The sequence below is a fragment of the Bradyrhizobium sp. 157 genome (assembly GCF_023073815.1).
Taxonomy (GTDB): Bacteria; Pseudomonadota; Alphaproteobacteria; order Rhizobiales; family Xanthobacteraceae; genus Bradyrhizobium.
Genome location: NZ_JADPKF010000082.1, coordinates 16,560 through 37,879 on the forward strand (window position 1 = coordinate 16,560; position 21,320 = coordinate 37,879).

Annotated in this window: 22 protein-coding genes; 10 read left to right on the forward strand and 12 right to left on the reverse strand. The window is 63.9% G+C overall.

The window, feature by feature from the left end:
• Positions 1-580 precede the first annotated feature (580 nt).
• Positions 581-1,708, forward strand: a complete 1,128-nt coding sequence (locus IVA95_RS22095) for a DUF2336 domain-containing protein (RefSeq protein WP_247512399.1) — start codon at positions 581-583, stop codon at positions 1,706-1,708.
• 160 nt (positions 1,709-1,868) lie between these two features.
• Here IVA95_RS22095 and IVA95_RS22100 read toward each other — a convergent pair whose 3' ends face one another.
• From IVA95_RS22100 to cobS, 6 genes are all read right to left on the reverse strand, one after another.
• Positions 1,869-2,969 carry an LLM class flavin-dependent oxidoreductase gene (locus IVA95_RS22100; RefSeq protein WP_247512400.1) on the reverse strand — a complete coding sequence of 367 codons (1,101 nt, stop codon included), beginning with the start codon at positions 2,967-2,969 and terminating at the stop codon, positions 1,869-1,871.
• Positions 2,970-3,098: 129 nt separating this feature from the next.
• Positions 3,099-4,211 (reverse strand): NADH:flavin oxidoreductase/NADH oxidase, encoded by a 1,113-nt coding sequence (locus tag IVA95_RS22105; RefSeq protein ID WP_247512402.1) that lies wholly within the window; start codon positions 4,209-4,211, stop codon positions 3,099-3,101.
• A 117-nt stretch (positions 4,212-4,328) separates the two neighbouring features.
• Positions 4,329-5,339: an esterase-like activity of phytase family protein gene (locus IVA95_RS22110; RefSeq protein WP_247512483.1), complete on the reverse strand. Its 1,011-nt coding sequence runs from the start codon at positions 5,337-5,339 to the stop codon at positions 4,329-4,331.
• Between the two features lie 61 nt (positions 5,340-5,400).
• Positions 5,401-7,305 carry a cobaltochelatase subunit CobT gene (gene cobT, locus IVA95_RS22115; RefSeq protein WP_247512403.1) on the reverse strand — a complete coding sequence of 635 codons (1,905 nt, stop codon included), beginning with the start codon at positions 7,303-7,305 and terminating at the stop codon, positions 5,401-5,403.
• A complete protein-coding gene (locus IVA95_RS22120) occupies positions 7,302-7,712 on the reverse strand; it encodes a GNAT family N-acetyltransferase (protein ID WP_247512404.1) in 411 nt (136 codons plus the stop codon). The genes cobT and IVA95_RS22120 overlap by 4 nt, the downstream gene beginning before the upstream one ends.
• A gap of 2 nt (positions 7,713-7,714) precedes the next feature.
• The gene (gene cobS, locus IVA95_RS22125; protein WP_245319937.1) at positions 7,715-8,698 is read right to left on the reverse strand and encodes a cobaltochelatase subunit CobS; all 984 of its coding nucleotides are present in this window, start codon (positions 8,696-8,698) and stop codon (positions 7,715-7,717) included.
• Between the two features lie 316 nt (positions 8,699-9,014).
• Between cobS and IVA95_RS22130 the strand changes: the two genes are divergently transcribed.
• Positions 9,015-9,698, forward strand: a complete 684-nt coding sequence (locus IVA95_RS22130) for a DedA family protein (RefSeq protein ID WP_247512405.1) — start codon at positions 9,015-9,017, stop codon at positions 9,696-9,698.
• On the opposite strand, the gene IVA95_RS22135 is transcribed toward IVA95_RS22130, so the two are convergent.
• The gene (locus IVA95_RS22135) at positions 9,656-10,873 is read right to left on the reverse strand and encodes a citrate synthase family protein (RefSeq protein ID WP_247512406.1); all 1,218 of its coding nucleotides are present in this window, start codon (positions 10,871-10,873) and stop codon (positions 9,656-9,658) included. The two genes, IVA95_RS22130 and IVA95_RS22135, sit on opposite strands and share 43 nt — an antisense overlap.
• A 73-nt stretch (positions 10,874-10,946) precedes the next feature.
• Here IVA95_RS22135 and IVA95_RS22140 point away from each other — a divergent pair, with 73 nt between their 5' ends.
• Entirely contained in the window at positions 10,947-12,038 is a 1,092-nt protein-coding gene (locus IVA95_RS22140) for a citrate synthase/methylcitrate synthase (RefSeq protein ID WP_247512408.1), read from the forward strand.
• Positions 12,039-12,152: 114 nt separating this feature from the next.
• Here the strand turns inward: IVA95_RS22140 and IVA95_RS22145 are convergent, their stop codons facing one another.
• On the reverse strand, positions 12,153-12,800 hold the full coding sequence (locus IVA95_RS22145) for a DnaJ domain-containing protein (RefSeq protein WP_247512409.1): 648 nt from the start codon (positions 12,798-12,800) through the stop codon (positions 12,153-12,155).
• 109 nt (positions 12,801-12,909) lie between these two features.
• On the opposite strand from IVA95_RS22145, the gene IVA95_RS22150 reads away from it, so the two are divergent.
• The 3 genes from IVA95_RS22150 to IVA95_RS22160 all read left to right on the forward strand — a co-directional run bounded on the left by IVA95_RS22150 (position 12,910) and on the right by IVA95_RS22160 (position 14,331).
• Positions 12,910-13,188, forward strand: coding sequence for a BolA family protein (locus IVA95_RS22150; RefSeq protein ID WP_247512410.1), 279 nt, complete (start codon positions 12,910-12,912; stop codon positions 13,186-13,188).
• Between the two features lie 39 nt (positions 13,189-13,227).
• A complete protein-coding gene (locus IVA95_RS22155) occupies positions 13,228-13,740 on the forward strand; it encodes an ATP-binding protein (protein ID WP_247512411.1) in 513 nt (170 codons plus the stop codon).
• Positions 13,741-13,887: 147 nt separating this feature from the next.
• Positions 13,888-14,331, forward strand: coding sequence for a hypothetical protein (locus tag IVA95_RS22160; protein ID WP_247512412.1), 444 nt, complete (start codon positions 13,888-13,890; stop codon positions 14,329-14,331).
• A 41-nt stretch (positions 14,332-14,372) separates the two neighbouring features.
• On the opposite strand, the gene IVA95_RS22165 is transcribed toward IVA95_RS22160, so the two are convergent.
• From IVA95_RS22165 to IVA95_RS22175, 3 genes are all read right to left on the reverse strand, one after another.
• A complete protein-coding gene (locus IVA95_RS22165) occupies positions 14,373-15,725 on the reverse strand; it encodes a hemolysin family protein (protein WP_247512414.1) in 1,353 nt (450 codons plus the stop codon).
• Between the two features lie 61 nt (positions 15,726-15,786).
• Complete coding sequence (gene aroB / locus IVA95_RS22170; RefSeq protein WP_247512415.1) at positions 15,787-16,929, reverse strand: 3-dehydroquinate synthase; 1,143 nt, start codon at positions 16,927-16,929, stop codon at positions 15,787-15,789.
• Positions 16,926-17,555: a shikimate kinase gene (locus IVA95_RS22175; RefSeq protein ID WP_247512416.1), complete on the reverse strand. Its 630-nt coding sequence runs from the start codon at positions 17,553-17,555 to the stop codon at positions 16,926-16,928. Before IVA95_RS22175 ends, aroB begins: the two co-directional genes overlap by 4 nt.
• Before the next feature lie 142 nt (positions 17,556-17,697).
• On the opposite strand from IVA95_RS22175, the gene IVA95_RS22180 reads away from it, so the two are divergent.
• A complete protein-coding gene (locus IVA95_RS22180; protein ID WP_213251304.1) occupies positions 17,698-17,844 on the forward strand; it encodes a histidine kinase in 147 nt (48 codons plus the stop codon).
• Positions 17,845-17,876: 32 nt separating this feature from the next.
• Here the strand turns inward: IVA95_RS22180 and IVA95_RS22185 are convergent, their stop codons facing one another.
• Positions 17,877-18,458 carry a TetR/AcrR family transcriptional regulator gene (locus IVA95_RS22185; RefSeq protein ID WP_247512417.1) on the reverse strand — a complete coding sequence of 194 codons (582 nt, stop codon included), beginning with the start codon at positions 18,456-18,458 and terminating at the stop codon, positions 17,877-17,879.
• 90 nt (positions 18,459-18,548) lie between these two features.
• Here IVA95_RS22185 and IVA95_RS22190 point away from each other — a divergent pair, with 90 nt between their 5' ends.
• From IVA95_RS22190 to IVA95_RS22200, 3 genes are all read left to right on the forward strand, one after another.
• Entirely contained in the window at positions 18,549-18,959 is a 411-nt protein-coding gene (locus IVA95_RS22190; RefSeq protein WP_247512418.1) for a nuclear transport factor 2 family protein, read from the forward strand.
• A 78-nt stretch (positions 18,960-19,037) separates the two neighbouring features.
• Positions 19,038-19,994 carry a site-specific tyrosine recombinase XerD gene (gene xerD, locus IVA95_RS22195; protein WP_247512419.1) on the forward strand — a complete coding sequence of 319 codons (957 nt, stop codon included), beginning with the start codon at positions 19,038-19,040 and terminating at the stop codon, positions 19,992-19,994.
• 360 nt (positions 19,995-20,354) lie between these two features.
• Positions 20,355-21,317 (forward strand): acetyl-CoA carboxylase carboxyltransferase subunit alpha, encoded by a 963-nt coding sequence (locus tag IVA95_RS22200; protein WP_247512420.1) that lies wholly within the window; start codon positions 20,355-20,357, stop codon positions 21,315-21,317.
• The last annotated feature ends 3 nt before the right edge of the window (positions 21,318-21,320 follow it).

Here is a 21,320-nt window from a genome sequence, read left to right on the forward strand (position 1 = left end):
CGCGGAGGTGTGTCTTCCCCCTCTCCCGCTTGCGGGTCGAGACGAGCAGAGCTCGCTCTGAGAGGGTCGGGGTGGGGTGCCTCCACATAATGACTCGTCGAAGGGAAAGAGATCCACGCTGAATGGGAATCGTAGGACGAGAAGAGCGGAAGCTTCTCCCCGCTGCAAAACTCAACGCTCGTTATGCGGAGGCACCCCCACCCCAACCCTCCCCCGCAAGCGGGAGAGGGGGCGCACCTGTCGTGGACGAGCATCAATGATCGAGTCGATGGGCCGAAGCGTGAAGCGCGCATGCCATCGCCGCACGGGCGGTGAGCTCCCTCCCCCCTTGCGGGGGAGGGTTGGGGAGAGGGGTAGCCACACGACGAGCTCGTTATGCGGAGGCACCCCCACCCCGGCCCTCTCAGAGCGAGCTCTGCTCGTCTCTACCCGCAAGCGGGAGAGGGAGAAGAAAGCCCGCCCCACCGTGCCGCCGCATTCCCGCCGCCGCGGAACCCAAATGGTTTACGAATCGTTCAACTCTGCTCCCTATCCTCACCTATCTGCTGCCAGAACCGGCTTGAAACGCTCAGGACGAGCGATGTTGGAACGATCGATCACCGAGGAGGTCGAGGCGGCCATCCAGGCCGGCTCGGCGGAAAAACATCTGGATGCGCTGAAGCAGGTCACCGACCTGTTTCTGCTGTCCGCCGACGGCTATTCCGGCGAGCAGATCGAGCTGTTCGGCGACGTGCTGGAGCGGCTGATCCGCACCATCGAGTTGCGGGCGCTCGCCGATGTCGCCGCGCGCATTGCGCTCGCCGAATTGAGCACGCAGCTCGCTTCCGCGAAGCAGGCGCCGGCGGCCGCGATCCGGCGCCTTGCGCACAATGACGAGATTACGATCGCGCGTCCCGTGTTGACGGAATCGGCGCGGCTGACGGCGGACGATCTGGTGGAATTGGCCGAGAGCAAGGGCGAGCAGCATCTGCTGGCGATCTCCGGACGCTGGTGGCTGACCGAGATCGTCACCGACGCGCTGCTCAAGCGGCATTATCCCTCGGTCAGCCGGCGCCTCGTCACCAATCCAGGCGCGCGGATGTCGGCGGCGGGCTACGCGATCGTGCTGAAGCAGGCGGAGAGCGATCCAGATTTGGCGGTCGAGACCGGCATCCGCATCGACCTGCCGGCCGAGCAACGCCGGCAATTGCTGCAGAACGCGACTGAGGCCGTGCGCACGCGGCTGCTGTCGCGCGCGCCGCCGCATCTGTTCGAGGAAATCCGGAACGCGATCGCCGCCGCGGCCGGCGGCGCCAGCCGCGAAATGTCGCGCAGGCGCGATTTCACCATGGCGCGCCGCTTCGTTGCAGCGCTCGCCAAGCACGGCAAGCTGAACGAGCCGGCGCTATTGGCATTTGCGAGAGAGCGGAAATACGCCGAGACGGTTGCGACCCTCGCCGAACTCTCCGGAACGAGCGTCGAGGTCATCCGCCCGGTGATGCAGAGCCTGCGCGATGACGGCGTGCTGATCCCCTGCCGGGTCGCCGGGCTGAACTGGGACACCGTCGCCGCCATACTCGACAGCCGCTTCGCCTCCGGCTCGATGGGCCGCCATGAACTCGCGAAAGCAAGAGAGCAATACGCCAAGCTGACGGTCGAAAACGCCCGCCGCCTGCTGCGGTTCTGGCAGGTCCGCGCCGTCGACGCGGCGCCGAAGCCGCCGCGCTGAGGAGACACCGCCGCCACATCCACCGTCATTGCGAGGAGCGCTAGCGACGAAGCAATCCATCTCACCGCGGGACGAAAAGAATGGATTGCTTCGCTGCGCTCGCAATGACGCGGAAAGAGCGGAGCGTGCGCTCCCCTCTCCCTTTTGTAGAGAAGAGCCTTCACGCTGCCTTGGTGAGACCAGCGTCGAGATGCTTCAGCCGCGGCATCACTTCCTGCTTCAACAGGCGGAGCGAATTGTGCCACGCTTCCGGCTTGTGCTTGTAGTCGAAGCCGAACACGAGCAGCGTGCCGAAGCCGCCGACCTCGTGATAGATCCGCTCGATCTTCTCGGTGACCGTCGCAGGCGAGCCGACGATCCAGTTGTTGCGGGCGCAATATTCGACCGTGACGTCGGAGTCGGCGATGTCGGGGGTGGCCTTGAGATAGTCCTTGAAGCCGAAATGGCCGAGCAGAGGGAGAAAATATTCGCCCATCATCCGGCCCATCATGTCGCCGACGGAAAGCCGCCACGCCTCCTCGTCGGTGTCGGCGATGAACACCTCGCGCACCAGCCGCCAGTCGCTGCGCTTCGGCTTGCGTCCGGTTTTCGCAGCACCGATCTCGACCGATTCCCAGTGGCTGCCGACGTAAGCCGGATTGAGATTGAGGCTCATCGGGATGTAGCCGCGCTCGCCGGCGAGCTTCAGCGTATCCGAGCCCTTGGAGAGGCCGGCAACGCCGATCGGCGGATGCGGCGCCTGCAACGGCTTGATGTGGGGCTTGAGGAAATCGAACATCGTGTCCGGCTTGCTCACGGTCCAGAACTTGCCTGTGTGGGTCCAGGGCGCGTCCTCGGTCCACATCTTCAGGATGATCTCCAGCGCCTCGCGCGTCATGTCGCGGTTCTGGCCGGACATGCCGTCGACGTTGAACATCGCCCAGTCGCTCGGCAAGCCGCTTGCCGCGACGCCGAAGTTGAGACGTCCGTCGGAGAGGTGATCGAGCATCGCGACGCGGTTCGCGAGTTCAGCGGGGTGGTGATAGGGCAAGAGGAAGCCGCCGGGGCCGAGGCGGATATTTTTGGTCTGCAAAAATGCCTGCGCGAGAATGAGATCGGGCGAGGGATGCGGTTCCCAGGGCGCGGTGTGGTGCTCGCCGATCCAGGCTTCCTGATAGCCGAGCTCATCGAGCCAGCGCAGCGTCTGCAGGTCCCAGTCGTGACCCTCTTTCAATCCGCACTCCGGCGGATGGGACGGCATCGTGAAATATCCGATCTCCATGGGGTGTCCTCGCTGTATGTCGTTATTGAAAACGCGTCTATCGCGCGCACGCGAAGCATAGCACGCCGGACGTATGGCCGAGATATGACGAAACGGATGGGCAGGAGTTCGCGCAGAGAAGCGAGCGCGCTACCTCGTGCCGAACGTCGTGGCGCCGAACAGCGCCTTCTGTGTAGAGGGCTGCGAGCGCCAGTATTGCGGCGGCGCGAACACCTCGCCGCCGAGTTCGGCGGCGGCGTGCCAGCCCCAGCGCGGGTCGTAGAGCATCGCGCGGGCGAGCGCGACCATGTCGGCCTTGCCCGAGGCCACGATCTCCTCGGCCTGCTTCGGCTCGGTGAGCAGGCCGACGGCGATCGTGGTGAGCCCGGTCGCCTCGCGGATCGCTTGCGCGAACGGCACCTGATACCCGGGGCTGAGCGGAATTTTTTGCAACGGCGAGACGCCGCCCGAGGATGCGTCGATCCAGTCGACGCCGTGCTTCTTCAGCTCCTGCGCGAATTCGATCGTCTGCGCCAGATCCCAACCACCTTCGACCCAGTCGGTGCAGGAAACGCGAATGCCGACCGGCTTGTCATGCGGAAACGCCGCGCGCACCGCGTCGAACACTTCGAGCGGAAAGCGCATGCGGTTCTGCAAGCTGCCGCCATATTGATCAGTGCGCCGGTTGGCGATCGGCGACAGGAACTGGTGCAGCAGATAGCCGTGCGCCGAGTGCACCTCGATCGCGTCGATGCCGAGCCGCTCGGCGCGCTTCGTAGCCGCCACGAATGCATCGCGCACCCGCGCAAGGCCTGTGGCATCGAAGGCAACGGGCGGCGGCTCGCCCTCCTTGTGCGGAATCGCCGACGGCCCCTCCGGCCGCCAGCCGCCTTCGGCCACCGGGATCAGTTGCCCGCCATCCCACGGCGTGTGGCTCGATGCCTTGCGGCCGGCATGGGCGAGCTGCATCATCACGGCGGTCTTCGAACGTTTGCGCACCGACGCCAGGATCGGCCTCAGCGCGGCTTCAGTGGCGTCGTTATAGAGGCCGAGGCAGCCCGGCGTGATCCGGCCGGTCGGCTCCACCGCGGTCGCCTCGATGCAGAAGGCACCAGCTCCCGACAGCGCCAGCGAATTGATGTGGGTGAAGTGCCAGTCACTGGCCTCGCCGTCCACGGCCGAATACTGGCACATCGGCGCCACCATGATGCGGTTAGGAAGCGTCAGGCCGCGCAGCTTGATCGGGGTAAACAAAGCGCTCATGGGCGAAGGGATCCGGACCGGAGGAAAGTAAGCCCTATTGTGTAACGAGGCCGCGCCCGCCGCTCAACCGCGCCTGGCTCAACCCTGCCGGGCGAATATACGGGAGAAGGAGCGGACCTATTCCACCAGCGCGAATTGCAGCAGCAGGTTGCGCTGGATCATCGAGAAATTGTCGTCGGAGACGAGCGTCAGGACCGTCTCGCCCTCCGGCGTGACATGGGCGTCGATGCCCTCGAGATTATCGATCTCGCTGCCGAGATCGGCCTCGAAGATCGCGGGGCCGTCGATAAGGGCCCCGGGGGCGATAGAGGCAAGTGCGACGCGGCGGATGCGGATGCCGACCCCGCCGAGCCAGGAGAATTTTCGTTCGAGCAGCAGCAGCCCACCGGACGGCAGCAGCACCGCGTCGCTGATATCAAAATTGTCGCTGCGGCGGATGCTGAACAGCCCCAGTGTCCTGCCGATCAGGAAGGCTGTGATGTTGCCCTGCGCGTCGAGTGCGCGTTCGGAGATCGCGATCAGCGTTCCCGCCAGCGGCAAGCCCTTCGGCACCACGACAAGCGCCTCGATTCCCTTGTTGTTGGGCAGCTTGCGCACGCCCAGCGGCAACTGAATCAATTCGCCATGCGCGCGGGTAAATCCCTTGGCGAAGTCAAAGCGCAGTATCTGATTGACGCGCTCGAGACCGACATAAACCAGCGAGCCGTCGAGCGCGATCGCCTCGGTGTCGTACCAGCCGCGCGAGGTGATCGGCTTGCCGTCGTGGCCAAGCACCGGCGAGGCCTCGACATCGTCGAGTCCGGTCATCTCGCGGCCCTTGTAGACAATTCGGCCGGTGAACCAGCCCCCCTTGTCGCTGACGGCGATGAAACGCTCGCCCTTGGCATCCAGCCGCAGGCCCGACAATCCGCCGAAGCCGCGAAAGCGCGAGGTGAGAATCAGTCCGCTGCGATATTCGAGCTCGCCGAACCGCACACGCGAGCGGTCGCGGGTGTCGAACGAGGGCAGCGGCCGGGCATTGACCTCGATCGAAACCGGCGCACTGACCGAGAATTCGTCGGGAACGCTCTGCTTCGGCGGACGCTGAACGGCGGTCTGCGCCAATGCCGCGCCGGGCACGGCCGCCATCGAAAGCGCCGCCGCTGCATATTTCAAAAGGCGGCGGCGGCCTATGAGCGGGGGCATGCTTTCACGAGTGCAGGCGGCGCGGCCGGTGGTGGCCCATGGCGGGCGCGGCGCCGTTGGTCTCGCTGAACAGTTCGGCGAGTTTTTCGGTGATGGCGCCGCCGAGCTCTTCGGCATCGACGATGGTGACCGCGCGGCGGTAGTAGCGCGTGACGTCGTGACCGATGCCGATCGCGATCAGTTCGACCGGCGAACGGGTCTCGATCTCCTCGATGATATGGCGCAAATGCCGCTCGAGGTAGTTGCCAGGATTGACCGACAGCGTGGAATCGTCAACCGGCGCGCCGTCCGAAATCATCATCAGGATCTTGCGCTGTTCGGCCCGTCCGAGCAGCCGCTTGTGCGCCCAGTCCAGTGCCTCGCCATCGATGTTTTCCTTCAAGAGGCCCTCGCGCATCATCAGCCCCAAATTCTTGCGCGAACGCCGCCAGGGCGCATCGGCCGACTTGTAGATGATGTGGCGGAGGTCGTTGAGGCGTCCGGGACTGGCCGGCTTGCCAGCGGCAAGCCACGCCTCGCGGGACTGGCCGCCCTTCCAGGCGCGCGTGGTGAAGCCCAAAATCTCGACCTTGACGCCGCAACGCTCCAGTGTGCGCGCCAGGATATCGGCGCAAGTCGCCGCCACCGTGATCGGACGACCGCGCATCGAACCGGAATTATCGAGAAGCAGCGTCACCACGGTATCGCGGAAGGTGGCTTCCTTCTCGTGCATAAAGGACAGCGGGTGATAGGGATCGGTGACCACGCGCGACAGGCGCGCGGGATCGAGGATACCTTCCTCGAGATCGAACTCCCAGGCGCGGTTCTGTTGCGCCATCAGACGACGCTGCAGCCGGTTGGCGAGCCGCGCCACGATGCCCTGCAGATGGGCGAGCTGCTTGTCGAGGTAGGAACGCAAGCGTTCCAGCTCGTCATGGTCGCAGAGATCTTCGGCGGCGATGACCTCGTCGAATTTCGGTGCAAAGGCGTGATATTCCGGTCCGCGCGGCTCGTTGGCACCGCGCGTATTCGGCCGCGTCGCTTCGCCTGGCGTCTCGTCGTCGCCGAGCTCGCCGTCATCGAACGTATCTGATGTGGAGGCCTGCGCGCTCTCCATCGCGCTTTCCGACATTTCGTCGGTGGAAGCCTGCGCCTCGTCGGCGCTCATTTCCTGCGCGGCATCGGAATCGGGCGAACCCTCGGCGCCGGACTGATCGTTCTCGCCGTCCTGATTCTCGTCATCGTTTTCGTCGTCATCGGCGTCCGCATCGCGCTCGTCGCCGAGGTCGAGCGCCGACAAGAGGTCGTGCACGAGATCGCCGAACCTGGCCTGGTCCTCGGTGACGCGGCTGAGCTTATCGAGCCGGGTGCCGATCTTGTCTTCCAGCACCGGCCGCCAGAGATCGACCATCTTCTTCGCAGCGGTAGGCGGGGCGAGCCCCGTCAGGCGTTCGCGCACCAGCATTGCCAGCGCATCCGACAGCGGCGCGTCGGCGCGGTCGGTGATCTCGTCATATTTGCCGCGATGAAAATGATCGTCGAGCATTGCTGTCAGGTTCTTGGCAACGCCCGACATCCGGCGCGAGCCGATGGCCTCGACGCGCGCCTGCTCCACCGCCTCGAACACGCCGCGCGCCTGCGGATTACCCGGCATCAGCTTGCGGTGCACCTTGGGATCGTGGCAGGCGAGCTTTAATGCGATCGAGTCGGCGTGGCCGCGCACGATCGCCGCATCGCGCTTGGTCATCTTGCGGGCCGGCTCCGGCAAGCGCGCCTTGCCCGGCGCGAGACCGGGGCGCTCGGCCGCGAACGTCACGTCCAGTTCCGGCGCCTTCGCGATTGCGCGCAGGCACGAGGTCACCGCGCGCTTGAACGGTTCGGTCGGGGCTTCCTTGGATCCGGTGCGGAATTTGGAGTTGGATGTGCTCATAGCGCTTTCGTAAACCAGTGTCGTGTGACGCCGCCGGGATAGCCTTCGATCGAACCGAATTCCTCATAACCGCTAGCGCGATAGAAACCGGGCGCCTGAAAACTCATCGTGTCCAGATAGGATCGCGTGGCCCCAAATTTCCTTGCCTCGTCTTCAATCGCCTTAATCAGCCGTGTCCCGTAGTTCTTGCCGCGGAGTTTCTGCTCCATCCAGAAGAATTGGATAAACAGCACCGTGGTCCAGACTTCGCCGACAATCCCGCCGACGATCCTGTCGCGCTCGCGTAGCGAGATGGCGAAGCGCTTGTATTTCTGCTTCCCCATCTTCTCGGCGTTGTAGCCGAGCAGTCCGCCGAGCACCGCCTTCTTGGTCTGTCCAATGGCGCGCTCGACGGAAATTTTCGCCATCGCTAGCTGAGCGCCACGTTCACGGAACTCTCGGGCAGCTCCTGGTTAAAGCAGCGTTGATAGAATTCGGCTACCAGCGGCCGCTCCAGTTCGTCACATTTGTTGAGGAAGGTGACGCGGAACGCAAAGCCGATGTCGCCGAAGATGTCGGAGTTCTCGGCCCAGGTGATCACGGTCCGCGGGCTCATCACCGTCGACAAATCGCCATTGGCGAATGCGTTACGCGTGAGATCGGCCAGCCGCACCATCTTGTTGACGATGTCGCGGCCTTCCTGGGTGCGGTAGTGATGCGCCTTGGCCAGCACGATCTCGACTTCCTCGTCATGCGCCAGATAGTTCAGCGTGGTGACGATCGACCAGCGGTCCATCTGGCCCTGGTTGATCTGCTGGGTGCCGTGATAGAGGCCCGAGGTGTCGCCGAGGCCGACCGTGTTGGCGGTCGAAAACAGGCGGAACGCCGGGTGCGGCTTGATCACCTTGTTCTGGTCCAACAGCGTCAGCCGGCCGGAGACTTCCAGCACGCGCTGGATCACGAACATCACGTCGGGGCGGCCGGCGTCGTATTCGTCGAACACCAGCGCGATGTTGTGTTGCAGCGCCCAAGGCAGAATGCCGTCGCGGAATTCAGTGACCTGCTTGCCGTCCTTGATGACGATCGAGTCCTTGCCGACCAGATCGATACGGCTGATGTGGCTGTCCAGGTTGACGCGCACGCATGGCCAGTTCAGGCGCGCCGCGACCTGCTCGATATGGGTCGATTTACCGGTGCCGTGATAGCCGGTGACCATGACGCGGCGGTTCTTGGCGAAACCGGCGAGAATCGCGAGCGTGGTGGCGCGGTCGAAGCGGTAGTCCGAATCGACTTCCGGCACGTGCGGGTCGACTTCGGAATAGGCCGGCACTTCGAGATCGCTGTCGATACCGAAAACCTGCCGGACCGACACCTTCATGTCGGGCAGTCCGACGGGCTCCGAAACTTTGCTCATGGCGGCGGTCGTCATCAATCCTCCGAGGTCCCGGGCGTTCCCGAAACCAGATCTATTGAATGGCTGCGGATGGGGGCTAACGTGAACCTAGCAGAGAGCAGGGGCCGGCAGAAGCCCGCGGCGCAATCAAAGTTCCATTGCCTTATCATTGAGATAAGCCATCTCTCAGCTTTTTGGAGGGCTGCTCTGCGAATCACGCCGCACTTTTGCCGCCTTGGCCACTTGGCGGGGCCGAAACCGGAGGCCTGCCGGCGCTTTCGGCCCTTGCCCGAGCTTGGTAGTTCTGGGCGCAGGCGCCACCCACAGGACGGCAGTTGTGACTTCATTCCTCGATCCCGTGATTGCATTGGTATCGGCCTATCCCTGGCTGGCCTACCTGACGCTATTTCTGGCAGCCCTTTTGGAAGCGATCCCGGTCGCAGGCGCGCTGGTGCCGGGCTCAACCATCATCCTTGCGCTGAGTGCGCTGGTGCCCGGCGGCGAACTGAAGCTGTGGGGCGTGCTCGCGGCCGCAATCGCCGGCGCCATACTCGGCGACGGCTCGGCGTTCTGGGCCGGCCATCGCGCGCAACGCCGAATTCTCAACGCCTGGCCGATGTCGAAATATCCAGGCGTGATGGCGCAGAGCGAGACGTTCTTCCACCGCTGGGGGACGCTGGCCGTGTTGTTCGCGCGCTTTGTGCCGCCGATCCGTGCCTTCGTACCGGTCACCGCGGGCGCGCTCGGGATGTCGCCGGCCGTTTTCTTCGGCGTCAATATTCCCGCGGTACTCGCCTGGGCTTTGGCGCATGTGCTGCCAGGCGTGCTCGCGGTCTCGGCATTGCATGAATATGCCGGCCTGCCGCATCACCAGGGCACCGGCAAGCACCTGTGGATTTTAGCCGTGTTCGCGGCGGCGATCATCGCGCTTGGCGTCTGGACGCTGCGCCGCCGCCGGATCGGAAAGTCCCCTTCGGATCAGGCCCGGACCGGGCTCCGTCCCGGTGCCGGGCCGACATAGCGCGCGCGAGGCCGGATCAGCCGGCCATGACGCAATTGCTCGCAGGCATGCGCGATCCATCCGGCCGTTCGCGCCATGGAAAACAACACCAGTTCATGGCCCGGCGGCAGGCCGAGCGTGTGCACCAGCACCGCAAGGGCATAGTCGATATTGACGAACTCGCCGGTCGCTTCGGCGATCCGCTCCGGGATTTCGTGGGTAAGCTTACGGTCCGCGCCCGAGCGTGCCAGTGCCTCCAACAGCGCCCGCGCACGGGGATCGCCATGCTTATAGACCCCATGACCAAAGCCCGCGAAGCGCTCGCCGAGCGCGACGCGCTCGCGGATGACGGGGGCTACCTCACCATTGGCAAGCGTCTTCAGAAGCTGCGCCGCCAGCACGCCGGCGCCGCCGTGCTTCGGGCCTTTCAATGCGACGAGACCGGCGATCATGGCATCGTAGAGATTTAGCCCGGTTGAGGCCGCGCAGCGCACGGTGAAGGTCGAGGCATTCAGCTCATGATCCGCCAGCAGCACCAGCGCGCGGCGGATCAGATCGGCCGCGTGCTTGTGCTCCGGCGCCCAGACGCGTGCGATCTGCAAGTGAAGCGGCTTTGCCGAGGATTTGGAGTTCAGCATGGTCGCGACCACAAGGCGCATGATGCGGCCACCCAGCATCGCGCGCTCTTCGTCGGCGCGGGTGAAGGCCCTCGGGTCAGCTCTGGCGGCTAGCGCCAGCACGGCGATGGTGCGATCGATCGCATTAGCCCCACGTGCGGCTTCGGCCACTGCGCGCATTTCGTCCGACACAACCGGACAATTGCTCTGATCGAAGGGATCGACGCCTGTGACATCCCACAACAGCGTCGCGGCATGTTCGAGCGTGTCGCGTTCGGCGAGATCGATGCAGTTGACGCCGCGGTAGATCGCACCGTCCTCAGTGATGGTTCCGACGGCTGAGTCCATCACCGGCAGATCGGCGTCGAAGCTGCGCAGGCCGCGAGGCTCGGGCGACGGTGCGCGCCGCTCTTTCAGCGTGCGGACGTCCTCGGCTCGATAGCGGTGGCTGCGGGAATCCTCCGACGGTTCCGAGCGGATCAGGCCACGGCTGACATAGGCGTAGAGGGTTGCCTGGGAGATCGCGAGTTCGGCGGAGGCCTCGCGGGCCGAGAGGTAAAGGCCAGCGGATTTTTTCATATTGATTTACATAATCAAGATTGATCAAGTTGTCGAGGGGCCCGACCTTTACGGCAGGCAAAGGAGGGCCCTCATGAATATGCAGATTTCCAAGACCCCGATCGGCCTCGACGGCATTCCGGCCGCCGAAACCGTGCTCAGCCATGTCGACGGCGAGCGCGGCGAACTGATCATCGCCGGCGCACGGATCGGCGACCTCGCGGGAAAATCCAGTTTCGAAGGCGTCACCGCGCGGCTGTGGAACGCCGCAATAGGAACCTCGCTCAACGAAGCCAATGTGCGCTCAAGGCTTGGCGCTGCGCGGGAACGCGCATTCGCACGGCTACCCGAACTGCTGCCGGCAACGCGTGGCATGTCGATTGTCGACGGCTTTCGCGCAGCCGTTGCTGGCCTGCGCGGCGAGAACGGACTTGAGCACGAGGCAACCATCGTCGGCGCGTTGCCTGTGATTGCCGGCGCGCTGCTGCAGCGGGCCAAAGGCGAGGACCCGATCGCGCCTGACCCGACCCTTGGCCATGCCGCCGACACGCTGTCGATGCTGCGCGGCCGCAAAGCCGAACCGCGCGAGATCACCGCGCTGGACACGTACTTCGTTACGGTGTGCGATCACGGCATGAACGCGTCGACGTTCACGACGCGCGTGGTAGCCTCGACGCAGGCGGATTTGTTCGCAGCCGTCACGGCCGGTTATTGCGCCCTGACTGGGCCGCTGCATGGCGGCGCCCCCGAGCCGGTGCTGGAGATGCTGGATGCGATCGGCTCGACCGAGCGGATCAAGCCGTGGGTCGACAGCGCGCTGGCCCGCGGCGAGCGGCTGATGGGATTCGGCCACCGCGTCTATCGCGTCCGCGACCCACGCGCAGATGTGCTCAAGCGCGCGATCGAGCGGCTCGCAGGAGGCGGCACCGATCTGCCGTTCGCCGGCGAGGTCGAGGCCTACATCCGCGACGCCCTGCGGCGGAAAAATCCGGAGCGCCCGCTCGATACCAATGTGGAGTTCTTCACCGCAATCCTGCTCGACGCGCTGAAAATTCCGCGACAGGCGTTTACGCCGATCTTTGCGGTGGCGCGCGCCGCAGGCTGGACCGCGCATGCCCGCGAGCAGCAGCGTGGCGGCCGGCTGATCCGGCCGAGTTCGGCGTATGTCGGGCCGATGCCGGGTTGAGCGATAATCGTAGAATCGTAGCCCGGATGGAGCGCAGCGTAATCCGGGACTGGCATATTAGCGGATGAGAGAACCCCGGATTGCGCTTCGCTCCATCCGGGCTACGGGCAGCAATCAGGCCCGCACCACCGTCTTCAGATAATTATATGCCTTGATGATCTCGATCAGGCGGTCCTCGGTGGAACGATCGCCGCCATTGGCGTCGGGATGGTGTTGTTTGACCAGCGCCTTGTACTTGGCCTTGACGTCATCAAGCGTTGCTTCGGAGGTGAGCCCCATCACCTGCAGCGCCTTGCGCTCGGCGTTCATCACCTTGCGCGTTTCGGTCTTGGCCTGCGCGCCCGGGCCGGGTCGCCAGCGGCCGCGGCCGTTGAGCTCGGAGAACATGCTGAACGGATCGGCGGCGCCGTCAAAGTCCTCGGCGCTCGGCTGCTTGCCCTTCTTGCCGGCGGTGTTGGCGCCCATCTTCCAGGTCGGGCGATGGCCGGTCAGCGCATCCTTCTGGTAGCGCGCCACGGCATCGGCGTTCATGCCTTGGAAGAAATTGTAGGACTGGTTGTATTCGCGCACGTGGTTGAGACAGAAGTGCCAGTACTCGCGGGAATTCTCCCGGCCCTTGGGCGCGCGGTGCGGGCCCTTGCTCTGGCAGCCCGCCCACTCGCACATGGCGGCTTCCTCGCGCGCCTGCGCCTGCTGCTTCGCACTCAGCTTGTTGGGCTTGATGCGAATGGAATCGAAGAACTTGGATGAATCAATCGGCATGGCTGACTTTGACTACGCAATGCGCAAGGCTTCAAGTCTTGACATTGCGAATACCTCTATTCGGATGCGCCATTGACGGGAAGCCGACACAGAATTATCTGCCGCCATCATGAGCACCAGGGACATTATCATAAACAAGTTGCGTGAAGCTTTCTTGCCGGAAAGCCTCGACGTCGCGGACGAATCTCATCTGCATGAGGGCCATGCGGGCCACCAGCCAGGCGGTGAGACGCATTTCAGGGTCTATATCGTATCTCCGGCGTTCGAAGGGAAGAGCCGGGTTGAACGCCACCGCATGGTAAACACGGCACTTGCGGCGGAACTTGAGGGCTCCGTCCATGCACTCGCCATCAAGGCGCAGGCGCCGGGAGAAGCCGCCGGGAGGTAGTGTGGAAACCTGCCGCGAGCATATCAGCATCCGATGATGATGTCGCAGAAGCTCGTAATTTTGGCAGGGCTCCCGGGTTCCGGGAAGAGCACGCTGGCGGAAGGGCTTTCGCGGCATTTTTCGCTGCCGCTGTTTTCCGTCGATCCGATCGAGGCGGCGATGTTGCGCAGCGGCCTGCCCCGGGATCACACGGGAATTGCGGCATATGTCGTTGCTCAAGCATTGGCCGAAGAGCATCTGCGGCTGGGGCAGTCGGTTATTATTGACGCCGTCAATCCGGTTGAGGCGCCACGCGCCGCCTGGCGAGATCTCGCCGAAAAACATCGCGCGAATTTGTCGATCATCGAGTGCATTTGCGTGGACGAGGCGACGCACCGCCGGCGCATTGAAGCGCGAATGCGTCAAATCGAGGGAATGTCCGAGATCACCTGGGCCGAAGTCGAGAAACGGCGTACCGGCTACGAGGCCTGGATCGATGCACGGCTGACGCTGGATACCTCGGCACACCCGCCGGAACGACTACTCGCCGAAGCCATCGGCTACTTGGCGTGATGCTATCCACCAGCTTCCTGTGAAGATCGCCAGAGACGGTAGAACCGTTTTCGCAACTGTGAGACAATCACTGAAGCGAAGGTGAAGTTCCGGTTGAACGCGGGGTCGGACCGACTCTAACGCCATCGCAGCTCGATGGATCGTCCGATGCGATACTGGGCACGCTTCAGATGGGCCGCCGCCGTGGCGCTGCTGGTTGCGGTCGCCCCAATCCGGGCGCACGCTCTGGACATGCCAAGCCCCTTCGTTCAGGAGGTGCTGATCAAGAGCATTCTGGTGACGCTCAACGACGCGGTGGCATCGGACAATTTCACGGTTCTGCACGCCAAGATTTCAAAGCCGTTCCGCGATCAGTTTCCGCCCGACAAGCTGCGGGCTGTTTTCAAGGACCTGGTCGAGAAGCACGCCGTGTTCGACGCGATCGTGGCCAGCCCGGTCATTCCGGAGGAGGACGCCAGGATCGATGACAAGGGCGTGCTGCGCCTGAAGGGCCGCTTCGATACCACACCGAAAAAGGTGAAGTACCAGCTCGGCTTCATTCCCTCCGACAGCCAGTGGAAGCTCTCTGGCGTCACGATCGATATTGAATAGTCCCGTCATGTCAGGAATAAGCGCGCAATGCGCGGAGGCGCTCAGAACGCCGTCCCTGCCCGCTTCGGCTTCGGATACTCCGCGTCGGTTTCGCGCGGCAGCGGCGTGATCTTCAGCGCCGTAATGCGGTTGCGCTCGCGGCGCAGCACGCGGAAACGGCAGCCGTGGAAGGTAAAATTCTGGCCGCGTTCGGGAATCGAGCGCGCCTCGTGAATCACGAGGCCGGCGACCGTCGTCGCCTCCTCGTCGGGCAGATGCCAGTTCATGGCGCGGTTGAGATCGCGGATCGGCACGGAGCCATCCACCACGACGGAGCCGTCGGCCTGGACGCGGACGCCGGCGACCACGACGTCGTGCTCGTCGGAAATATCGCCGACGATCTCTTCCAGAACGTCCTCCAGCGTCACCATGCCTTCGACCTCGCCATATTCGTCGACGACGAGCGCGAAGTGGGTTTTGCGGCGGCGGAACGCCTTGAGCTGTTCCGACAAGGGCCGCATCTCCGGCACGAACCAGGGCGGGCGCATGATGGCCGAAACGTTGATGTGCGAGGTATCACCGTCGGAAGCACGGATCGCGCGCAGCAGGTCCTTGGCGTGCAGCACGCCGATGATGTTCTCCGGCTTGTCGCGCCACAACGGGATCCGGGTGTATTCTGTGGCCAGCACCTCGCCCACCAGTTCGTCCGGCGGCAGGTCGGCATTGATCATCACCATCGCAGTGCGGTGGACCATGACATCTGACACGGCGAGGTCGCCAAAGCGGAAGACATTTTGAAGGTATTCGGCCTCCCCGCTTTCGATCCCGCCGTGCTCGGCCGATTCTTCTACCAGCCCTTCGATCTCGGAGTCCGTGAGGATTTCATGTTGCGAGGATTCCTGCACACCGAGCAGGCGCAAGATCGCACGTGACGCGCTGTTGAGCAGCCAATTGAGCGGATAGAAAACCAGAAAGGACAGATAGAGCGGATAGGCGATCCATTGCGATACCGGCATCGGCTCCCTGATCGCCAGCGTCTTCGGCACCTGCTCGCCGACGACGATATGCAGCGAGGAGAACACCAGGAACCCGGCCAGGAACGACACGAAGTGCAAGGTGGCTTCCGACATTCCGAGCGGAATCAGTAGCGGTTCGAGCAGCGCCGAAACCGTGGGTTCGCCGACCCAGCCGAGGCCGAGCGAGGCCATGGTGATGCCGAGTTGGCAACACGCGAGATAGGCCTCGATGTTGCCCATCATGCTTTGCAGGAGGTGAGCGCCAAAACGATTCTGTTCGACCATCGCCCTGATGCGAAAGCCGCGGCTCTTGACCAGCGCAAACTCGGCGGCCACGTAAAACGCGTTGGCGGCGAGCAGGAAGGTCGCGAGCAGCAGATTGAACGCGGTCGAACTCATATATTCCTCGTGACGGCCCCGGCCCCGCGCGACGCTCGCGTCAAGCCGCCCGATAATTCCCTCATCCCGACAACTTCTGTTGCAGGAAATCGCGAACCAGCGCCGGCTCGACGTCGTTTGCAACCACCGCGCGGCCGATCGCCTGCAGCAGGATAAAGGTCAGCTTGCCGCGCTTTACCTTCTTGTCCTGCGCCATCAGCGCCATCAGGGCGTCGGCATCGGCCAGCCCTTCCTGGGCAAAGCCTGCGATGTCCTGCAAATGGGTCGGCAGGCCAACGGAGGCAAGATGGCGCTCGACCCGGGTGGCGTCAGCTTCGGAGATCATGCCGAGTTTCGCCGAAAACTCCGCCGCCAGCACCATGCCGACGGAGACGCCTTCGCCGTGGAACAGGCGGTCGGAAAAGCCGGTCGCGGCCTCCAGCGCATGGCCGAAGGTGTGGCCGAGGTTGAGCAGCGCGCGCTCGCCATTTTCGCGCTCGTCGCGGGAGACGATCGCGGCCTTGGCGCGACAGGAGGTTGCAATCGCGTGCTCGCGCGCCGCGCCACCGGAGAAGATGTCGGCATGGTTGGCTTCAAGCCAGGCGAAAAAGGCTCCATCGCCGAGCACGCCATATTTGGCGACCTCGGCGTAGCCGGCGCGGAACTGGCGCGGCGACAGCGTGTCGAGCACCGACGTATCGGCGATGACCAGCACCGGCTGATGAAACGCGCCAAGCAAATTCTTGCCCTGCGGCGAATTGATGCCGGTTTTGCCACCAACCGAGGAATCAACCTGGGCCAAAAGCGAGGTCGGCACCTGCACGAAATCGACGCCGCGGCGCAGGATTGCCGCCGCGAAACCGGCGAGATCGCCGACCACGCCGCCGCCGAGCGCGATCACCAGATCGTTGCGCTCGATCTTCGCCGCGATCAGCGCTTCAGAGACCTTTTCGAGACCGGCATAGGTCTTTGATACCTCGCCTTCCTCGACGATCACGCGTGACGTCGGGATGCCGGCTTCGGTAAGCGAACGCTCGGTTTGCTCCAGCCAGTGCGTTGCGACGGTACGGTCGGTGACGATGGCGGTTCGCACGCCGGGGCGCAGCGCAGCGACGCGCGCGCCGAGCGTATCCAGCACGCCGCGGCCGATCACGATGTCATAGGCGCGGTCGCCGAGGGCGACGTCGACCGTGATATCGGCGAAATGTTTCAGCGGCGCAGTCATGGCGTGACGTTCATCCCGTCGGTTGTTGGCTGGGCGGCCGGGGCGCCGGCACACAGCCGGACGCGCAGGGCCTCGATGCATTCGTCGACGATTCGATCATGCGGCACGTCGCGAGACAGAATGGTCACGTCGGCGCTCCGGTAGACCGGCTCGCGCGCTTCGAGGAGACGGCTGACGGTCGCAACCGGATCCTCGGTCTGCAGCAGCGGCCGGTCGGCGCGGCGCTTCACGCGCTTCATAATGATGTCGACGTCCGCCTTGAGCCAGATCGAGACCGCCTTGTCGCGGATGCGGTTGCGGGTCTCCTCGCGCATGAAGGCGCCGCCGCCGGTGGCGATCACGGCCGGACCGCTATCGAGCAGCCGCGCAATCACCCGCGCCTCGCCGTCCCGGAAATGCGGCTCGCCATGGGTTTCGAAAATATCCGGGATCGACATGCCGGCGGCCGCCTCGATCTCGATATCGGCGTCGAGGAATGGCAGGCGCAACCGCGCCGCCAGCCGTCGGCCGATGGTCGACTTGCCGGCCCCCATCATGCCAACCAGCACAACCGAACGCCGTGCCAGGGCCGACGTAATGTCGGCCTCCTGGGGGGCGCTCGCCTGGGCCGGTGCGGTCTCGGACATCAAAAAACTCTGTGGTTTTGCGGATTTCCACCGCTCCGCGACACCTATACTACCCCGACTGACGCGGTTGCCAGAGACTCTTGCCACGGGGATGGGAACATGTTGGATGATTTCATTGGTTAATTCGCCGCCCTGAGCCCCCATGCCCAGCTTGTTCCGCTTTCTGACGGTCGTCGGCGTAATCGCCGGGGTGATCTATGGCGTGATTTTCGCGCTGGCGAATTTCGTCAATCCAAGCCCCCGGGAAATGACGGTCACCATTCCCGCAGACAAGTTCCTCAAGAGATAGCCGCTGGTTGCGAGGATCAGACGGCTGGCAAATTAGCGACTCAGCGCTTTGCGCAGCAGACGCAGGAACAGCCGGGTATCTTCGAGCAGATCGTGGCCCGCGACTTGCGCGTCCTTGATACCCTCCATGGCCGCAACAATGATGGCGGCTAGATCGGCAGGCGTGGCATGCAGAGCATCCAAGGTGATCGCACCTGTCGCCTGCGCATTGGTTAGCGCTTGAGCAAGGAGGGCCACCAGCTCGGCGCGCGCCGCCAGCGTGACGTTTCGGGCCAATGCCATATTGGTTTCGAACAGTTCCGCCGCATCGCCGCTGCCGGCGAAAGGCGCGATTAATTCCCGCTGGAAAGCTGCAATTGCCTTTTCAATCCGACTGAAAACATCGCCGTCACCAGCGAGCGCGGCTTCGACCTTTCGCATCGCCCGGGCGTGCGCCCGCGCCGACCCCGCCCGAAACAGTTCTTCTTTGCTGCTGAAGCTCAGATAGAGCGCCGCCCGAGACATGCCCGCCGCGCGCGCGATGTCGGCCATCGATGTCTTGCGGAAGCCGTGACGCACGAAGACCGGAAGCGCCGCGTCGAGAATGGTCTCAGATTTTTGGTCGCCCTGATTCATGCGAGACAGAGTGACAGTTTTTGTCTAATCCGTCAAAGACGAATGGACAATTATTGTCTATCTGTCTAATCACCGAATTGGACAACACCGATGCCGACGCACACCACCGACACGGACTTCTCACCGGAAGCCGAGCACATCCGCAACACCGAACGATCGCGGCTTCGCGCCCTGGTCGCCGGCGACATGGAGGCGGCGGGGCCGCTTCATGCGTCCGAGTTCCAGTTGATTACGCCGATCGGAATGTCGCTATCCAAGGACGAATATTTGGGCGCGATCGCGAGTGGCCAGATCAAATATCTCATGTGGGAACCCGGACCTATCGCCGTACGGCAGCACAAGGGCCACGCAGTGATCCGGTATCGGGCCAGGCTTGAGATCGTGTTCGGTGGCCATCAGGTCGCCCCCGGCGATTACTGGCACACCGACACTTACGAATATCACGACGGGCGGTGGATGGTCGTCTGGTCGCACGCCACGGCGATCAGTCAAATGTCCTAGCGTTCCGAATGCTTGTGCAAGCGCGTGTTTGATTTGAAAAGGCCTCCGTCCTGCCCGGGTCATGCGGTATCATAGCGAATGCGCACGACACCCTCCGACACGAAGCTGATCAACCTGTTCCTCGACATGCTCGCGGCGGAACAGGGCGCAGGCGACAATACGCTCGATGCCTATCGCCGCGACCTCACAGATTTCTCCGAATTTCTTGGGCAAGCCGGGCAGAACTTTACCCGTGCCGGGACCGACGTGCTGCGCGACTACCTCGCCGATCTCGACACGCGTGGCTTCAAATCCTCCAGCGTGGCGCGGCGGCTGTCGGCGATGCGGCATCTGTTCCGTTTCCTGCTCAACGAGCGCATCCGTGCCGACGATCCGGCGGCGATCCTGTCCGGCCCCAAGCGCGGCCGCGGGCTGCCGAAGGTGCTGTCGATCGCGGACGTCGACCGCATGCTGACGCGGGCCAAGGAATTGACCGAGGCCGAGAACGCCTCGCCGCAGCAGCGGCTGCGCGCGATGCGGCTGTATTGCCTGCTGGAAGTGCTCTACGCCACCGGCTTGCGCGTCTCGGAGCTGGTGGCGCTGCCGCTGTCGGCCGCGCGGCGCGATGCCCGCATGATCATGGTGCGCGGCAAGGGTAACAAGGAACGGCTGGTGCCGCTCAACGAAGCCTCAAGGCAGGCGATGGCCGATTATCTCGCCGCCATGGAAGCGCTCAGGCCGGAGAAGAAGAAAAACGCCGCCGCATCAAAATGGCTGTTTCCCTCCTTCGGCGAGAGCGGCCATCTGACGCGGCAGCATTTTGCGCGCGACTTGAAGGAACTGGCGGCGGCATCGGGCCTTGCGCCGCGGCTGGTCTCGCCGCACGTGCTGCGCCACGCCTTTGCCAGCCATCTGCTGCACAACGGCGCGGACCTACGCATCGTGCAGACCCTGCTCGGCCACACCGACATCTCGACCACGCAGATCTATACCCATGTGGTCGAGGAGCGGCTGAAGAGCCTGGTGCGCGACCTGCACCCGCTGGCGGAGAAGTAAGGAAGCTAGCCCGGATGGAGCGGAGCGAAATCCGGGGACTATCTCGCAGCTGGATCGACCGGTCCGGATTGCGCGGAGCCTGTCATCGGGCGCGCGTTCGCGCGACCCGTTGGCTCCATCCGGGCTACGAGACTTCGGCATCCGGGACACGGAGATATCGCCGCGCGCGCCTCATTCGCCTTGACTTCCGCGGCTTCTCCCCCGAAACAGCCGTCCCGCCCGCGGCCTTGTTTGGCGCGCTTTCGGCAAGCCGGGTCACCCGGACCGAAATGCACGCTAAGTCATTGAAGATGCGTGCTTTCCTGGAGCGAATCGAAAAACCGCTTCGCCTGACAGCACGTTGTTTCCTATATTGTCTCGATGCCGGAACAGATGCGCAGCTATCTCGACTTCGAAAAACCAGTCGCCGAACTCGAGTCAAAGATCGACGAATTGCGCGCGCTGGCGGCGTCCGGCAGCGACATCGGCGACGAGATTGCGCGCATCGAGGACAAGGCGCAGCAGGCGCTGGCCGATCTCTATGCCAATTTGACGCCGTGGCAGAAGACGCTGGTGGCGCGCCATCCGCAGCGCCCGCACTTCACCGATTTCGTCAAGGCGCTGATCACGGAATTCACGCCGATGGCGGGTGACCGCAAGTTCGGCGAGGACGAGGCGCTGATGGGTGGCTTTGGCCGCTTCCGCGGCGAGAGCATCTGCGTCGTCGGCCAGGAAAAGGGCGCCTCGACCGAGGGCCGCATCAAACACAATTTCGGCATGGCCCGGCCTGAAGGCTATCGCAAGGCCGTGCGGCTGATGGAGTTGGCCGATCGTTTCGGCATTCCCGTGCTGTCGATCGTCGATTCCGCCGGCGCCTACCCTGGCATCGGCGCCGAGGAACGCGGCCAGGCGGAAGCGATCGCGCGCTCCACCGATGCCTGCCTGTCGCTCGGCGTACCCAATGTCGCGATCATCACCGGCGAAGGCATGTCGGGCGGCGCGATCGCCATCACCACCGCGAATAAGGTTTTGATGTTCGAACACGCGATCTACAGCGTGATCTCGCCGGAAGCGGCCTCCTCGATCCTGTGGCGCGACGGCACCAAGGCGCAGGAAGCCGCCACCAGCATGAAGATAACAGCGCAAGACATGCTGCGATTCGGCGTGATCGATCAGATCCTGAAAGAGCCCGCCGGCGGCGCCCACCGCGATTCAGCGGCGATGATTTCAGCCACGGGCGATGCCATTGCCGAGGCCTTCAACGACCTCCGCAATCTCGACGCGGACGCTATCCGCCGGCATCGGCGGCAAAAATTCCTCGATATCGGTCGCAAGCTCGGCTGATCG

Bases quoted from the DNA above. Each gene is read 5' to 3' on its own strand.
- IVA95_RS22150 (WP_247512410.1), top strand. From the start codon at position 12,910: ATGAGCACCAGGGACATTATCATAAACAAGTTGCGTGAAGCTTTCTTG.
- IVA95_RS22160 (WP_247512412.1), top strand. From the start codon at position 13,888: ATGCGATACTGGGCACGCTTCAGATGGGCCGCCGCCGTGGCGCTGCTG.
- IVA95_RS22185 (WP_247512417.1), bottom strand. From the start codon at position 18,458: ATGAATCAGGGCGACCAAAAATCTGAGACCATTCTCGACGCGGCGCTT.
- IVA95_RS22120 (WP_247512404.1), bottom strand. From the start codon at position 7,712: ATGGCGAAAATTTCCGTCGAGCGCGCCATTGGACAGACCAAGAAGGCG.
- IVA95_RS22155 (WP_247512411.1), top strand. From the start codon at position 13,228: ATGTCGCAGAAGCTCGTAATTTTGGCAGGGCTCCCGGGTTCCGGGAAG.
- IVA95_RS22200 (WP_247512420.1), top strand. From the start codon at position 20,355: ATGCCGGAACAGATGCGCAGCTATCTCGACTTCGAAAAACCAGTCGCC.
- IVA95_RS22180 (WP_213251304.1), top strand. From the start codon at position 17,698: ATGCCCAGCTTGTTCCGCTTTCTGACGGTCGTCGGCGTAATCGCCGGG.
- IVA95_RS22095 (WP_247512399.1), top strand. From the start codon at position 581: ATGTTGGAACGATCGATCACCGAGGAGGTCGAGGCGGCCATCCAGGCC.
- IVA95_RS22110 (WP_247512483.1), bottom strand. From the start codon at position 5,339: ATGGCGGCCGTGCCCGGCGCGGCATTGGCGCAGACCGCCGTTCAGCGT.
- IVA95_RS22190 (WP_247512418.1), top strand. From the start codon at position 18,549: ATGCCGACGCACACCACCGACACGGACTTCTCACCGGAAGCCGAGCAC.
- IVA95_RS22135 (WP_247512406.1), bottom strand. From the start codon at position 10,873: ATGAAAAAATCCGCTGGCCTTTACCTCTCGGCCCGCGAGGCCTCCGCC.
- IVA95_RS22105 (WP_247512402.1), bottom strand. From the start codon at position 4,211: ATGAGCGCTTTGTTTACCCCGATCAAGCTGCGCGGCCTGACGCTTCCT.
- aroB (WP_247512415.1), bottom strand. From the start codon at position 16,929: ATGACTGCGCCGCTGAAACATTTCGCCGATATCACGGTCGACGTCGCC.
- cobT (WP_247512403.1), bottom strand. From the start codon at position 7,305: ATGAGCACATCCAACTCCAAATTCCGCACCGGATCCAAGGAAGCCCCG.
- xerD (WP_247512419.1), top strand. From the start codon at position 19,038: ATGCGCACGACACCCTCCGACACGAAGCTGATCAACCTGTTCCTCGAC.
- IVA95_RS22140 (WP_247512408.1), top strand. From the start codon at position 10,947: ATGAATATGCAGATTTCCAAGACCCCGATCGGCCTCGACGGCATTCCG.
- IVA95_RS22175 (WP_247512416.1), bottom strand. From the start codon at position 17,555: ATGTCCGAGACCGCACCGGCCCAGGCGAGCGCCCCCCAGGAGGCCGAC.
- IVA95_RS22100 (WP_247512400.1), bottom strand. From the start codon at position 2,969: ATGGAGATCGGATATTTCACGATGCCGTCCCATCCGCCGGAGTGCGGA.
- IVA95_RS22145 (WP_247512409.1), bottom strand. From the start codon at position 12,800: ATGCCGATTGATTCATCCAAGTTCTTCGATTCCATTCGCATCAAGCCC.
- IVA95_RS22165 (WP_247512414.1), bottom strand. From the start codon at position 15,725: ATGAGTTCGACCGCGTTCAATCTGCTGCTCGCGACCTTCCTGCTCGCC.
- cobS (WP_245319937.1), bottom strand. From the start codon at position 8,698: ATGAGCAAAGTTTCGGAGCCCGTCGGACTGCCCGACATGAAGGTGTCG.